This window comes from Cryobacterium sp. TMS1-13-1 (genome assembly GCF_004403125.1).
Classification (GTDB): Bacteria; Actinomycetota; Actinomycetes; order Actinomycetales; family Microbacteriaceae; genus Cryobacterium; species Cryobacterium levicorallinum.
Map to the genome: position 1 here is coordinate 323666 of NZ_SOGX01000004.1, position 14764 is coordinate 338429.

The 14764-nt window shown below is 64.9% G+C and carries 9 protein-coding genes and 1 tRNA gene; 6 read left to right on the forward strand and 4 right to left on the reverse strand.

Annotated elements, in window-relative coordinates:
• Window positions 1-180: 180 nt before the first annotated feature.
• Both E3T31_RS03300 and E3T31_RS03305 read left to right on the forward strand, forming a co-directional pair.
• A complete protein-coding gene (locus E3T31_RS03300) occupies window positions 181-1281 on the forward strand; it encodes a PDZ domain-containing protein (protein WP_134467447.1) in 1101 nt (366 codons plus the stop codon).
• Window positions 1282-1403: 122 nt separating this feature from the next.
• Window positions 1404-4340 (forward strand): UPF0182 family protein, encoded by a 2937-nt coding sequence (locus tag E3T31_RS03305; RefSeq protein WP_174844839.1) that lies wholly within the window; start codon window positions 1404-1406, stop codon window positions 4338-4340.
• Between the two features lie 907 nt (window positions 4341-5247).
• Here the strand turns inward: E3T31_RS03305 and E3T31_RS03310 are convergent.
• The 4 genes from E3T31_RS03310 to E3T31_RS03325 form a co-directional block, all read right to left on the reverse strand.
• Window positions 5248-6264: a MetQ/NlpA family ABC transporter substrate-binding protein gene (locus tag E3T31_RS03310; protein ID WP_134467448.1), complete on the reverse strand. Its 1017-nt coding sequence runs from the start codon at window positions 6262-6264 to the stop codon at window positions 5248-5250.
• Window positions 6265-6301: 37 nt separating this feature from the next.
• A complete protein-coding gene (locus E3T31_RS03315; RefSeq protein ID WP_241977564.1) occupies window positions 6302-7051 on the reverse strand; it encodes a methionine ABC transporter permease in 750 nt (249 codons plus the stop codon).
• A 14-nt stretch (window positions 7052-7065) separates the two neighbouring features.
• On the reverse strand, window positions 7066-8214 hold the full coding sequence (locus E3T31_RS03320; RefSeq protein WP_134467450.1) for a methionine ABC transporter ATP-binding protein: 1149 nt from the start codon (window positions 8212-8214) through the stop codon (window positions 7066-7068).
• A gap of 304 nt (window positions 8215-8518) precedes the next feature.
• A complete protein-coding gene (locus E3T31_RS03325; protein ID WP_134467451.1) occupies window positions 8519-10255 on the reverse strand; it encodes an HNH endonuclease signature motif containing protein in 1737 nt (578 codons plus the stop codon).
• 642 nt (window positions 10256-10897) lie between these two features.
• Here E3T31_RS03325 and E3T31_RS03330 point away from each other — a divergent pair.
• The 4 genes from E3T31_RS03330 to E3T31_RS03345 all read left to right on the forward strand — a co-directional run bounded on the left by E3T31_RS03330 (window position 10898) and on the right by E3T31_RS03345 (window position 14762).
• A tRNA-Met gene (locus tag E3T31_RS03330) sits at window positions 10898-10971 on the forward strand.
• Window positions 10972-11367: 396 nt separating this feature from the next.
• On the forward strand, window positions 11368-12330 hold the full coding sequence (gene iolC / locus E3T31_RS03335; protein WP_134467452.1) for a 5-dehydro-2-deoxygluconokinase: 963 nt from the start codon (window positions 11368-11370) through the stop codon (window positions 12328-12330).
• A complete protein-coding gene (locus E3T31_RS03340; protein WP_134467453.1) occupies window positions 12327-13208 on the forward strand; it encodes a class I fructose-bisphosphate aldolase in 882 nt (293 codons plus the stop codon). The genes iolC and E3T31_RS03340 overlap by 4 nt, the downstream gene beginning before the upstream one ends.
• 42 nt (window positions 13209-13250) lie before the next feature.
• A complete protein-coding gene (locus E3T31_RS03345) occupies window positions 13251-14762 on the forward strand; it encodes a CoA-acylating methylmalonate-semialdehyde dehydrogenase (protein ID WP_134467454.1) in 1512 nt (503 codons plus the stop codon).
• The last annotated feature ends 2 nt before the right edge of the window (window positions 14763-14764 follow it).

Sequence of the window (14764 nt, forward strand, 5' to 3'; positions counted from 1 at the left end):
TTCTGATCGTTCGGGGGTAGGGAGTCGTCGGCCACTTCAGGCCCCTCTCAGTTGCATACTTCTACGCTAGTGCGAGTAGCCCGCTCGGGGCTGGAAAATATCCTAGGCTGAATGGCTTGCTGTGCGCCCGTCGCGAACACGACCCGCAACCTGGCACGAATCAACACTCAAAGGACCACGATGGCGCTCTTCACCAATGCACCGGCACCTCGACGTGCCGGACGCTCTGGCCCGTCCCTCGGTTGGACGGCACTGCTGATCGCCCTCGTCGCCGGAGTGATTCTCGGCATCATGCCGGCGCCCTACGTCATCGAGAAGCCGGGTCCGGTGTTCAACACCCTCGGCACCGCCACCTACGACGACGTCGAAACCGCTCTCATCACCATCCCCGACGAGACCGTCTACCCGACCGGCGGCACCCTCGATCTGCTCACCGTGTCGCTCTTCGGCAACCGGGAAGACCGGCCGAGCTGGCTCGCCGTGGCCGGTGCCTGGCTCGACCCGAGCGAGGCCGTCCTCCCCATTGACCAGGTTTTTCCCGACAATGTCAGCACCGAGCAGCGCGATGCTCGCAGCAGCGCCGACATGATTAATTCCCAACAGGATGCCATCGCTGCCGCACTCACTCATCTCGGCTACGACTACCCCACGACGGTGTCGGTGGTGAGCCTGCCCGACGGTTCTCCGGCCGCGGGCGTGATCGAACCCGACGATGAAGTGACCGCCGTGAACGGTATCGCGGTGGCCAATGTCGCCGAACTGCGCGCGGCTTTGCAGGACAACGGTGCCGAGACCGCGGCGAGCGTCGACATTGTGCGGGGCGGCCTCGCCCGGACCGTCGAGGTCACCCCGATCGACAACGACGGCACGATCGTGGCCGGCGTCAACGTGTCGGTCGCCTACGAATTTCCGTTCGAGGTGCAGATCCAGCTCGACAAGGTCGGCGGCCCGAGCGCCGGCATGATGTTCGCCCTCGGAATCATCGACAAGCTCACTTCCGGCGAGCTGCAGGGCGGCGAGAACGTGGCCGGCACCGGAACCATCGACCAATCCGGCGCGATCGGCCCGATCGGCGGCATCCAGCAGAAGCTCTATGGCGCGCTCGAGAGCGGCGCGACCTGGTTTCTCGCCCCCGCCGAGAATTGCGGGGAGGTAACCGGAAATATCCCCGACGGCCTGACAGTGTTCTCGGTCGCCACCCTCGACGACGCGCTCGACGCGCTCGACGCTATCAAGACCGGTGCCGACGCGAGCGACCTGCCGAGCTGCCCGGCCAGTTGACCCTTGGCGAACGAGCAAGAGTGATGACTCTCTCAGGGCCGCCAAAGTATGATGGTGCAAGACCCTGATCCTGCAGCAAATGATCACCCTGTATCTAATAACTGAGCGCAAGAGGCCAATTCGTGACTTCATCATCAGCCGACAACGCCCCACGGCGTAGCCGAGCCCCGCTAGCAATTACCGCAGCCATCATCGCAGGGTTGGTGATCCTGTTCTTTATCTTCGCCGGACTGTATACCGATGTGCTGTGGTTCGACCAGCTGGGGTTCGTCAACGTTCTGACCACCCAGTGGATCGCCGGAACCGTGCTGTTTTTGATCGGCTTCGTCACGATGGCCGTTCCGGTCTGGGTGAGTATTCAACTGGCCTACCGTCTGCGCCCGGTCTACGCCAAGCTCAACGCGCAGCTCGATCGCTACCAGCAGGTGATCGAGCCGCTCCGTCGCCTCGCGATGTACGGCATTCCGGCCCTCCTCGGCCTGTTTGCCGGTGTGGCCGCCGCCACTCGTTGGCAGACGGTGCTCATGTGGCTCAACCGCACCGAAACCGGTCGAGTTGACCCGCAGTTCAACTTCGACATCTCCTTCTATCTGATGGACCTGCCGTTCTATCAGGCCGTGCTCGCCTTCGCATCCGCTGTTGTGCTGATTTCGGCGCTCGTCTCGGTCGCGACCAGCTACCTGTACGGATCCATTCGAGTGTCCGGGCGTGAAGTGCTCATCTCCAAGGCCGCGCGCGTGCAGATCGCCATCACCGCAGCCCTCTATCTGCTGCTGCAGGCCGTGAGTATCTGGTTTGACCAGTACTCCACCCTGACCAACAACAACGCCCTGATCACCGGTGCCGGCTACACCGACGTCAACGCGACCATCCCTGGCCGCGCGATCCTTGCCGGCATCGCCGCCGTCGTCGCCCTGCTCTTCATTCTCACGGCCATCATCGGCCGCTGGCGTCTGCCGGTCATCGGCACGGCGCTGCTCATTGTGTCGAGCCTGCTCATCGGTTCGCTGTACCCGTGGGTGGTGGAGCGTTTCCAGGTGGAGCCGAGCGCGAAGGCACTCGAGGCCGAATATATCGAACGCAATATTGATCTCACCCGGGATGCCTACGGCGTCGCGGACATCGAGGAGATTCCCTACAACGCGAAAACTACCGCCGAGCCCGGCGCGCTGCGTGCCGACGCCGCGACCACGGCCAATATTCGTATTCTCGACCCGGCCCTGGTGAGCGACTCGTTCGGCCAGCTCGAGCAGTTCCGCCAGTACTACCAGTTCCCGGACAACCTCGACGTTGACCGCTACGTGATCGATGGCACCTCGCAGGACACCGTCGTCGCCGTGCGTGACCTGAATATCGACGGCTTGAACACCGGTAACACCTGGGTCAACTCGAAGACCGTATACACCCACGGCTACGGCGTGGTGGCCGCTTACGGCAACCAGCGCTCGGTTGACGGGCAGCCGGTGTTCCTCGAATCCGGCATTCCCACCAGCGGTGCGCTCGGCGACTTTGAACCGCGCATTTACTTCGGCGAGTCTTCGCCAGAGTACTCCATCGTCGGTGCCGAAAAGGGCGTCGATCCGATCGAACTTGATTACCCGTCGGGCGCAGAAGGTGCCGGACAGACCTACACTACATTCTCCGGCGACGGCGGCCCGAAGCTCGACAACGCGTTCAAAAAGCTCATCTACGCGCTCAAATTCCAGTCCGAGCAGATCTTCCTGGCGGCATCGGTCAACGACAAGTCCGAGATTCTCTACGACCGTGACCCGGTTACGCGCGTGCAGAAGGTCGCGCCGTACCTCACGCTCGACTCCGACGCTTATCCCTCGGTCGTTGACGGTCGCGTGAAGTGGATCGTAGACGGCTACACAACGTCGGCGAGCTACCCGTACTCGACACCGGTCAGCCTGAGCGAGGCCATCGCCGACACCCAGACGCCGGCGCAGCCCTACGCGCTCGACAGCATCAACTACATGCGCAACTCCGTCAAGGCCACCGTAGATGCGTACAGCGGCGAGGTCACCCTCTATGCCTGGGACGACAAAGAGCCGCTGCTGCAGACCTGGCAGAAGATCTTCCCGTCGACGCTCAAGCCGATGAGCGAGATGAGCGGCGATCTGATGAGTCACGTGCGTTACCCGGCCGACCTCTTCAAGGTGCAGCGGTCCATCCTCGGTCAGTACCACGTCACCGACCCGGGCTCGTTCTATTCCAAGGACGACGCCTGGATCTCGCCGAATGACCCGGACTCCCCGGCCACGAACCCGACCCTGCAGCCGCCGTACTACCTCACCATGCAGGTACCCGGATCTGACAAGCCGTCGTTCTCGCTCTACTCGACCTTCCAGCCGGAAGCGACCGGAGCCTCCAGTCGCAACGTGCTCTACGGCTACCTCGCCGTGGACGCCGACGCCGGATCTGCCGACGGTGTGCGCGCCGACGGCTATGGTCAGTTGAGATTGCTGAACTTGCCAAAGGACGGAACGGTGCCCGGCCCCGGCCAGGTGCAGAACGTCTTTAACGCCGACCCGACGGTGTCGACCGAACTCAACCTGTTGCGGCAGGGATCCTCGACCGTGCTCAACGGAAACCTGCTGACCCTCCCGGTCGGTGGCGGCCTGCTCTACGTGCAGCCGGTGTACGTGAAGTCAACGGGTGAGACCAGCTATCCGCTGCTGCAGAAGGTGCTCGTGGCCTTCGGCGACCAGATCGCGTTCGAGGACACCCTCAACGGTGCACTCGACGTGCTGTTTGGTGGCGACTCGGGTGCCACCGCCGGTGATACCGCTGTGCCTGACCAGGGTGCGACGGATGCCGCCGCTGGCGGAACCACGGGCGGCTCGACAGGCGGCACTACCGGCAGCACCGACGTGCCGACCGGGTCAACCGGCAATGAGGCAACGGATGCCCAACTCAAGTCGCTGCTCGCCGTCGCCAAGATCGCGCTCGCCGACAAGGCAACCGCCCTCGCCGCCGGCAACTTCGCCGACTACGGTACCGCGGACGCCAAGCTCGCCGAGACGATCGCGAGCATGCTCGCCCTGCTCGGGGAGTAGCCAGGCCGCACCACACAGGCCGCAAGCGTTCACTCTCTCGGGTGGGGGCTTGCGGCCTTTGGTATTGGAGGGCAGAGCGCGCCCGCCAGACGTGAGCGAGCGATGTGAGAAGCCGAAGATTCGGCCGGTCTCGACAACGGCTCCCTTCCACTCTCCGAGGCTGCCGAAACGGCCACAGTCACGAAACTTACCAATCTCGACAACGCCACCATTCCGTCGTCCGTCTCTCAACAGGCTCTAGAACCGGGTCGAGACCTCCATAGCCCTGCGCTGGCTGTCTGCTCAGCGCGGCCATCCCGTTGGCCGCGCACGCGACCGCGCGGGCCTACTTTTCCCAGTTGGGTTTCTCGGCCGGGGTGGCGGCACGGTTTTGGCCAGCAGGGCGCCAGGTTTGAGTGGGGTCGAAGATGAGCGGTCCGCGCACCCAGGGGCGGCCGTCTCTCATGTCAATGTCCCAGCCGGATGTTTCGATGCTCGCATGCCCGGCGTTACAGATCAGTACGGCGTTGTCGATACGTTGCTAATACGACCCCAACCTTGGCCTGTGGCGAGGTATGATGCGCCTTCGGTGCCTAATTCGTTGCCTTCAATCGCCCTACCGGGCTCCCGAGTTACGTTGCTTATTCAAGCTCAGGCGGGCTTTCTGAGCAAATGTGATCCCTTTTCGCTCGCCCATAGCGAACGCTCTTTGTCATTATTCAGGGGGTGGCGAAACGGGTGGCCATCATCATTCAGGATTTGGTGTGGCCCACGAGGCGGATGTTGCTGGTGGGACAGCGCCCCGGCCCTCGAAGGTCATGCTGGCCAGATACTCCTAAATTCTGACGGTCGCACCGCCCAGGAACTCCCGAATGGTGAAAGGGAAAGGGGCCGGGATGCTGGCGGCATCCGATCCCCGCCAGTCGCGCTACTGCTTGTTGAGTGGCAGCAGGATTCCCTTCACCGACGGATCGGTCGCGAGGAACTTCTGCACGGCCGGGTCCTGGAAGGCCGCGACGAGCTTCTTGATGTTGTCGGTGTCGGCGTAGTCGCTGCCGATCGTGAGCTGGCCGGCGAAGTCGTCCGGTGCGGCGGGGGCGAAGATTTGCTGCTCGAGCGGGATCTTTGCGGCGAGGTAGTACTCGGTGTACCCGGCGGCGGCATCGATGTCGGGCAGCGCGCGCGACTGGGCGGCGAAGTCGAGCAGCACGAACTTCAGGTTCTTCGGATTCGACGCGATGTCGTCCTGGGTCGCGGTGCCGGCGGTTGCGCCGTCCTTGAGGGTGATGAGCCCGGCGTTCTCGAGCAGCCATAGCCCCTGTGCCTCGTTGGCGGGGTCGGAGTAGAGCGAGATGGTGGCGCCATCCGGGATCTCCTCGACGCTGCCCCACTTCTCGGACCATAGCCCGAAGCCCCACCGGAAGACCGGTGTCGCCGCCGTCTCCCGGAAGTCGGGGTTGGCCTCGAGCACCTGGCTCAGCCAGAGCTTGTGCTGGTAGATCGTGCCGGCGACCTCGCCCTCGCTCACCGCACGGTTGATCGTGTTGCTGTCGGAGAGTCCCCTGAAGGCGACCGTGATCCCATAGTCGGCGGCCACGTTCTTGGCGACGAACTCGACGAGGGCCTGCTCGGCCGCGTTGCCCTCCGCCGTCGCGATGACGAGCGTGGCGCCCGCGACCTCGTTCGGCGAGACGCTCGGATTGAGCAGCGGGATGCCGATCGCGGCGGCGACCGCGACGACGGCCACCGAGGCGCCGGCGATCCAGGGCCAGCGGCGGCGCGTCTTGAGCTCGAAGCCGTGCGGCTCGTCGGGGTCCTGCGAGGTGGGTTTGGTGATCGTGCCTTGGGAAATGGTGTTTCCTTTCGAGGTGCTGGAGTCGTGGTGACGCAGTGGCGTGAACGGGCGGGTGGCAGGGTCGAGCGGATGCCGGGTGGGGAGGCTCATGCCAGGCAAAAGTGGTTCGGCGGAAGCGTCCCCGCGCTCAGCGTGGGACGGGCATCGACTTCGCGCGCCTCGGCTGGCGCTCGCGGGCGTGCGGCGTCGCCAGTCGCACGAGCCGGTCTCCGAGCAGCTGCACCGTGGCGACCGTCGCGACGAGGATGATGATCGTCGCGAGCATGACGGTGTTGTCGAAGCGCTGGTAGCCGTAGGTCACCGCCACGTATCCGATGCCGCCGGCGCCGATCGTGCCGGCGATCGCCGAGTACTCGATCATCGCGATCGTGTTGATCGTGAGCCCGCCAATGATCGCGGGCAGCGCCTCGCTCAACTGCGCGGTGCGGACGATCTGCAGAGGCGACGCACCGGACGCCCTCGCGACCCGCACGAGCGTGGGCGGTACGCCACGCAGCGAGTTCTCGACAATGCGGGTGAAGAACGCGATCCCGGCGATCGCCATCGGCACGACGGCCGCGGCGATGCCGATGTTGGTTCCGGTGATGAAGCGCGTGAACGGAACGATCGCCGCCATCAGGATGAGGAACGGCAGCGACCGGCCGATGCTGACGATCCAGCTGATCGACTGGTGTAGCGCGGGGTTCTCGACTAGGCCGCCAGGCGCGAGGTTGTGCACGAGCGCGCCAAGCGGCACCCCGACCAGCACGACGATGACCATGACGATGCCGACCATGATGAGGGTGTCGATCAGCGCCGGGAACACGAGCGCCGGGATCTCGGCGTTCGGCACGTTGTTGTTCGTCGGAAGGGCCGTGCGGATGCCGGTGGCGAGCACGCTCAGGGCAGCGCTCATGCAACACGCTCCAGTGCGGGCACTGTGGACGAGATCGAGGCCGCCGGGGTTGTGTCGCCTGCCGCAGCCGGGGCGGACGCATCCGCGGACGTCGAACGCCCGCCATCCGAGGACCTCGAAGACTCCTCCGCCGACCGGTCGGCCAGAGCCGCAGCCTCCGGATCCTCGGGCACGGGCCGGGCATCCAGCCCCAGGCGGCGGGCAGTCTCAACAAGCAGGGCCGGGTCGACCGCGCGCACGCCGATGTTCGCGTGCCCGACCGTCTGGCCGGCGACGGTCTCGATCGACGCGCCGAGCACGGAGACCGGGGCGTCGAGCTCGCTGGCCAGCCGTAGCACCCAGTCGGCCGGCACCGCGCCGGAGGTGTAGCTCACGAACCAGTGCGTCTCGCCCAGCTGCGGTGTGGCGTGCGGGCGGGCCGGGCGGAGGGCGCGGCCGAGGGCGGATGCCGGGTCGCGCAGCAAGTCGACGATGCGCCCGGACTCGACGATGTGGCCGTGGTCGAGACGGGCGACGGCGTCCGCAACCTGGAGCACGGTGTCCATCTCGTGGGTGATGAACAGGATGGAGAGGTCGAGGTCGTCACGAAGCTCCTTGAGCAGGGAGACGATGGATGCCGTCGACTTGGGGTCGAGGCCGGATGTCGCCTCGTCGGAGAGCAGCACCTGCGGGCGCAACGCGAGCGCGCGGGCGATACCGACGCGCTGGCGCTGGCCGCCGGAGAGCTGGTGCGGGTAGTGTCCGGCGCGGTCGGAGAGCCCGACGCGGTCGAGCAATTCGGCGACGCGGCGCTTCGCCTCGGCGGTGGTGACGCCGAGGTATTCGAGCGGTAACGCGACATTCTGGGCCGCCGTGCGACGGCTGTAGAGGCCGTCGGACTGGAAGATCGTTCCGATGCGGCGGCGGGCCGCGCGCAGCTGGCGCTCGCCGAGCTGGGAGAGGTTCTCACCGTTGACAAGCACCGAACCGGACGTGGGCCGCTCGAGCAGGTTGACGCACTGCGCGAGGGTCGACTTGCCGGCGCCGCTCGGTCCGACGACGGCGAAGATCTCGGCGGCGTCGACGCGGAAGTCGAGCCGGTCGAGGACGACCGTCGCCTTGGCGCCGTGACCGTAGACCTTGGTCAGTTGTTCGATGCTGATCATGGCCGTGAGCCTATTGTCGGCGCGGCGCGGCGCCTAACCGCGGCGAAACAATGTTGCGTCGCGTGACGATGTGTGACGCGAACGACTTCCGCTGGTTGAGCAGGTCTCGGAGCGATCGTCTCGAAATCAGAAGATGCGGCGGGGTTTCGACTCGTGCCAGAGCGCGTTGCTCAACCAGCAGAAAACAGCCCGGGGGTCGTGGTGGTCTCGGTACGAAAAGTTTCCAGCGGCGCTTGGGTTTGCGGCTGGGGTCGATGCTCGCTGGTGGGGCGAACCAGCGCACGTTGTCGACGACCTGCACCCTTCAGCCTCTATGGATCACGTGGTGGTGGCTGGGGCCGGGCAGCGTGCCGTTGTCGTTGTCGATGTCGGTGAGGCCGCCCTTGCGCCAGGGCACGACGTGGTGCGCTTGGGTTAAATGCGGTGGCACGGTACAGCCGGGGATGACGCAGCCGCCGTCGCGGGCGGCCAATGCGCGGCGCTGACTGGCGGTGAAGAACCGGTTGCTGTCGCCGAGGTGCAAAACCTGACCCTTGTGGCCGAACAACACGGGCTGATACCCGCCGGCGCAGAGCAGCTCATCGACTTGTTTCACGGTGAGGGGTCCGTCGATGCCGTCGATCCAGCCGGCGCCGCGGTCGGCGAGGAGGTCGTTGATATTGATGTGCACGAGTACCGTCGGTGCCGCGCCGCCCATCGTTGGGGTGCCCGGCTGCCGGGCGGCCGCTTCGAACACCGCGCGGAGGATCCCGGCCTGCTTCTCACTGATCGACCGGGTATCGGCGGGTTCCTGCGGGCAGAGGCTGAGGGCCTGGCCCGCGTTTGCTCCGGTCCGCTCGTCGTAGCCCTGTTCGCAGCCCTGTTCGTAGCCCTGGGCGTGGCCGATCGGGCCGTTCTCGTCGTCGGCCTGCCCGTGCTGGCCCCCGGTCTGCTCGCCGCTTTCGCAGTGCTCGACCGGGACGTTGTTCGAGGCCTGCGCGCCACGGTCATCGTTGGCGCCAATCGCGAGGACGTCGCTGGCGCTGCTATCAGTGCTGGTGCTTGCTTTGCTGTCATTACCGTCGCTGTCCGTGATGCCGTCGGTTTCATCGTTGTGCGTGCTGTCCGCATCGGATAGTTCGCACGGTTCGGTCTCGTGGAAGGCGACCGTGGCTCGGGGTACCGCGCCGGGAACGGGGTTTACGGCAGCGGAGGAGAGGTAGGCGTCGAAGACGGTGCCGATGATGGCCCGGTCGAGAGTGGTCAGCCAGCCGTTCAGGCTGTAGCCGCCGTTATTCAGTCCACCGAAGGCGAACCAGCTGCGCCGTTCCGCCGTGGCCTCGCCCGGCGCGCACCCGTCGGGCGCGAGGCGCGCCTGCCACGCGATGCCCTGCTGCCGGAGTAACTCCGGCGCAAATGCGATACCGGCGCCGGGCAGTCCCTCGGTCTCCGGGGTGATGGCGCCGGACGCGCTCGCTACCAGGGAGCGTTCGACGCGGTCGAGGTCGTCCACCAGCACCGAGGCGCGTAGGCCGTCGAGCACGGACACGATGACGCGGGCTTGCTCGACACCGAGCTCCCCGCCCTGCAGCGCCTCACCCACCACGGGGTAGGTCGGTGCGAGGGGCCGGCCGAGCAGCATCCGCTCGCCGGCATTCTTACCCAGTGACGCGCGCTGCCGCACCTCACTGCGGGACAACCGCGCCAGGGTGGACACCAGCACGAGGCCGCTGCGGCAGCCGAGCCGGCGGGCCAGAGACACCGCGCCAGCCGCTTCTATCTCGGTCTGATCGGCGGTCATCGTCGCGGCAGTCGTGGCCACGGACGCATCAAGGTATTCGGAGCGGCGCAGCACATCCGTCGTCGACAGCACCCGGGCACCATCAACAACCCGGCCGACGCTCTCGAGGGCGAGCAATATGCTCAAGGATTCTTCATCACCCAGCGACCCGAACGACACCGAACCCAACGCTTTCAGGAGAATCTCCCGAGCCTGCCCGACCGCCACAATGACAGCATTCGGACTGGCCTCACCGGTGTTTTCCATGAACATGGGCGCCATTGCCTCCTTCGCAACGATTCTACTCCGAATCGAATACAAAAGCGAGAGCAACTCATTTTCGATTTGTGCGGAGAAATTTCAAACTCCAGTGGTCCGATCCGCAGTTCTACGTGATTCACCTTTGAATAAGCGGGATCTCACTGGCGGTCATCATTTGAGGCGGTTGGTCAAGTTGATAGTAAATCGAATATATAAATGAAACTTTTACACTGTTTGTTTACATGGCCAACACTGCGGAGTAATGCATTCCACACCACACTTCGGGTGAGCTGCGATACCGGGCCGAGGATCGGACAGTGGACCCAGCCATCGCTGGGCCCGGAATAGGGCGTCTCTGAGATGCGGCGAGGCCGGGAGCGCTGAGACGCCCGGAAGTGGTGCACTGGGAACGCCGCGGACCCGTGGCGTGCAGCGGCAAGGTGGAAGGCCGTGGATCTTCCCGTGAATCGATTCCGACTACACCGGGTTAGAGCATCTGTCCATACCTGAACACCTGTTGGTGCGGAGAATGGCGATCACTTGCGGCTGTCCTGCTTGATGGTGTTTGATGCCAGTAGAGGAACCCATTTTCGGCGCCCAACTGGAAATATCACCACAAGTGGTCGACCGAGCTTTCAGGGTGTGCTAAATTTGTTCTTGTAGCGCGGGGTGGAGCAGTTCGGTAGCTCGCTGGGCTCATAACCCAGAGGTCGTAGGTTCAAATCCTGCCCCCGCAACAGATGCCCCCGGAACCCTTGGTTCCGGGGGCTTTTTTGTGCCCGCCGTGGCAGCTTCCGACCAGGACGCCCACCGCTCGTCCGCTGATCCAACCCGTCGAGATCGCCATCGACCAACGCGAGCAAATGTTGCCGACTCGGCCATTCTGCTGATCGGGCCGGACCGTCCGCGGATCGAGCATGCCTATCCGCAGATCGAAATGTCGACAAGCGCGATCCGAGGCTGGTCCAGATCGCCATCGACCACGGGCGCAATCAGGGTGACCCGTCCGTTCCGCATCCGCTCTAAAATATCGACTTGTGAATATGTCATGACATTAAGCGTAAAGAGCGCTACTGTGGAGATACCGGCGACCGCGTCGGTCCCTCCTAGCTCAGAAAGTTGTACATCGGAGTATGACGACTTCACCTCGCACCCCGCACGATGTGCTGACCATTGGCCGCGTCAGCGTTGACATCTATCCCTTGCAGGATGGCGTCGGCCTCGAAGACGTCTCAACCTTCGGCAAATACCTCGGTGGCAGTGCCACCAACGTTGCCGTAGCTGCGGCGCGGCACGGACTGAACTCGGCCGTGGTCACCCGCACCGGAAACGACCCGTTCGGCAACTACATCCACCAGGAACTCCGCCGCCTCGGCGTGAGCGACGAGTACGTCTCTGGAGTGCCCGACCTGAACACCCCCGTTGTGTTCTGCGAGATCTTTCCGCCGGACGACTTTCCGCTCTACTTCTACCGCGCGCCGAAAGCCCCCGACCTCGTCATCAACCCCGACGAACTCGACCTCGAGGCCATCAAGAAAGCCCGCATCTATTGGTCAACCGTGACCGGCCTCAGCGAGGAGCCCAGCCGATCCGCTCATTTCTCTGCCTGGGAAGCTCGCGGTCGTAGCCCGCTGACCATTCTCGACCTCGACTACCGACCCATGTTCTGGGCATCGCCCGCCGAGGCCAGCGCCCAGGTGGCACTCGCCCTCGGTCATGCAACGGTCGCGGTCGGCAATAAAGAGGAGTGTGAGGTTGCCGTCGGTGAGACCGAACCGCTGCGCGCCGCCGACGCCCTGCTGGAACGCGGCATCGAACTCGCCATCGTTAAACAGGGTCCCAAGGGCGTGTTGGCGAAAACTCGCACCGAAACCGTCGAGGTACCGCCGTACTTCGTCGACGTCGTCAACGGCCTCGGCGCCGGCGACAGCTTCGGCGGGGCACTCTGCTACGGGTTGCTGCAGGACTGGCCGCTGCGCCGCATCCTGCAATTCGCGAACGTGGCCGGCGCCATCGTCGCCAGCCGCCGGGAATGCTCGACCGCCATGCCCACGACCAATGAGGTCGAAGAGATTCTGAAGGGACTGCCAGCATGACCGGGCTTGACTTCGACGCGCTGCGGCATGCCCGTGCGGCGCACCCCGAGCGCATCGGCGAGATTCTGGCCAGCCGCACCCGGCGCGAGCTGATTCGCGGCGACGGCCGGCTGTTCATCGTCGCCGCCGATCACCGTGCGCGTGGCGCCCTGGGCGTGCGTAAGGACGCCACAGCTATGGCCAACCGCTACGCCCTGCTCGAAAGCCTCGCCACCGCGCTTCGCCGCCCGGGCGTTGACGGTGTGCTGGGCACCCCCGACATCATCGACGACCTGGCCCTGCTCGGTCTGCTCGACGACAAGATCGTCGTCGGTTCGATGAACCGCGGCGGGCTGTGGGGTTCCTCCTTCGAGATGGACGACCGCTACACCGCCTACGACATCGACAAAATCCAGCGCGACCGCCTCGACTTTGCCAAGAACCTCGTGCGCATCAACCTCGAAGACGCCGGCTCGCTGGCCACCCTCGAGGCGACAGCCCTCGCCGTGAGCGAAGCGGCCAAGTCCGGCATTCCGATCATGCTCGAACCGTTCATGAGCTCCTGGGTCAACGGTCGGGTCAAAAATGACCTGACAGCGGATGCCGTCATCCTCTCGATTGCCATCGCCGAGGGCCTCGGCAACTCCAGCGCCTACTCGTGGCTGAAGCTGCCGGTCGTTCCCGACATGGATCGCGTCATGGCCGCCACCACCCTACCGACCCTGCTCCTGGGCGGTGACCCGGTGGGTGACCAGAACGAAACCTTCGAATCCTGGCGCCACGCCCTCGCCCTTCCGGGCGTGCGCGGCCTGGTCGTGGGCCGCAGCCTGCTCTACCCGCGCGACGGCAACGTCGAGGCAGCCATCGATACCGCTGCGGAACTCGTGCACGGCGCCTAAAAACCTCTCATTCATTCCACTCTCGTTCAGAAGGAAGCAACCATGCCCGCAATTGCAACTGATTTAGCCCTCGTCGCGCACTGGATCGACGGAAAAGAACAGCCGGGAGTCTCCGGTCGCATCGCGCCGGTCTTCGATCCCGCGCTCGGCACGGTCAGCAAGAACGTGTCGCTCGCCAACCAGGCCGAGATTGCGGCCGCCATCGCCAGCGCCAAGGCCGCCTTCCCGGCCTGGCGCGACCTGTCCATGGCCAAGCGCCAGCAGGTGCTGTTCAGCTTTCGTGAACTGCTAAACGCCCGCAAGGGTGAAATGGCCGAGATCATCACGAGCGAGCACGGCAAGGTACTCTCCGACGCCCTCGGCGAGATCTCGCGTGGCCAGGAGGTCGTGGAATTCGCCTGCGGTATCCCGCACCTGCTCAAGGGCGACTACTCCGAGAACGTCTCCACCGGCGTCGACGTGTACTCCACCCGTCAGGCCCTCGGCGTCGTCGCCGTGATCAGCCCGTTCAACTTTCCGGCGATGGTGCCGATGTGGTTCTTCCCCCTCGCCCTCGCGGCCGGCAACACCGTCATTCTCAAGCCGAGCGAGAAAGACCCAAGCTCCGCCATCTGGATGGCCAAGCTGCTCCAGGAGGCCGGCCTCCCCGACGGTGTATTCACGGTGCTGCAGGGCGACAAGGAATCCGTCGACGGCCTGCTCGAACACCCCGACGTGAAGGCCATCTCCTTCGTCGGCTCGACCCCCATCGCCCAGTACGTCTACGAAACCGGCACCCGCCACGGCAAGCGCATCCAGGCCCTCGGCGGAGCCAAAAACCACATGCTCGTGCTGCCCGACGCCGATCTCGACCTCGTCGCCGACTCCGCCATTAACGCCGGCTTCGGCAGTGCCGGGGAGCGCTGCATGGCCATCAGCGTCATCGTCGCCGTTGAACCCGTCGCCGACGTGCTGATCGAGAAGATCGTCAGCCGCATGAACACCCTCACCGTGGGCGACGGCCGTCGCTCCTGCGACATGGGCCCGCTCGTCACCGAGGTGCACCGGGACAAGGTCGCCAGTTACATTGACATTGCCGCCGAGGACGGCGCGACGATCGTCGTCGACGGCCGCGGCATCGAGGTGAACGGCGACCCGAACGGGTTCTGGCTCGGCCCGACCCTGATCGATGCCCTGCCGGTGACCTCCAAGGCGTACACGGAAGAGATCTTCGGACCGGTACTCTCAGTGGTACGCGTTGCGAGCTACGAAGAGGGCGTCGACCTGATCAATTCCGGCGCCTTTGGCAACGGAACCGCCATCTTCACCAACGACGGCGGCGCGGCTCGCCGTTTTCAGAACGAGATTGAGGTGGGCATGATCGGCATCAACGTGCCTATCCCTGTGCCCGTTTCCTACTTCTCCTTCGGTGGCTGGAAGAACTCGCTGTTCGGCGACACCAAAGCTCACGGCGTCGAGGGCGTGCACTTCTTCACGCGCGGCAAGGCCATCACCAGCCGCTGGCTCGACCCGAGCCACGGCGGCATCAACCTCGGCTTTCCCGAGAACAACTAACG